General features: G+C 70.8%; 1 protein-coding gene. It reads left to right on the top strand.

Annotated features, from left to right (window positions below):
* A partial coding sequence (locus IO30_RS41060; protein WP_037895494.1) for an acyltransferase domain-containing protein occupies positions 1-449 on the top strand: 449 nt, incomplete at both ends.

Below are 449 nucleotides of genomic sequence, written 5' to 3'. Positions count from 1 at the left end.
CTGGCGGGGCTGGGTGCACTGGCCGAGCGGCAGGACGGCGCGCGACTGGTGCCGGGCAGGACTGGGTTCCTGTTCACGGGTCAGGGTGCTCAGCGTGCGGGGATGGGTGCGGGTCTGGCTGCGGCCTACCCCGTGTTCGCCGAGGCGCTGGACGAGGTCTGCGGCCACCTGGACGGCTTGCTGGGACGCTCGTTGAAGGAGCTGCTGTTCGCGGCGGAGGGTTCGCCGGAGGCGGCGCTTCTGGACCGGACGGAGTTCACGCAGCCTGCGCTGTTCGCCGTTGAAGTGGCGCTGTTCCGTCTGCTGGAGTCCCTCGGGGTGAAGGCTGATGTCCTGGTCGGTCACTCCGTCGGCGAGCTGGCCTGCGCCCACGTGGCGGGGGTTCTGTCGCTGGCCGATGCGTGCAAGCTTGTGGCCGCGCGTGGCCGCTTGATGGGTGCGCTGCCTGC

Origin of the sequence: Streptomyces xanthophaeus (genome assembly GCF_000725805.1) — a bacterium.
GTDB classification, from domain to species: Bacteria; Actinomycetota; Actinomycetes; order Streptomycetales; family Streptomycetaceae; genus Streptomyces; species Streptomyces xanthophaeus.
The sequence above is the reverse complement of the archived record's forward strand: the minus strand, read 5'-3'. Positions and strand labels throughout refer to the sequence as shown.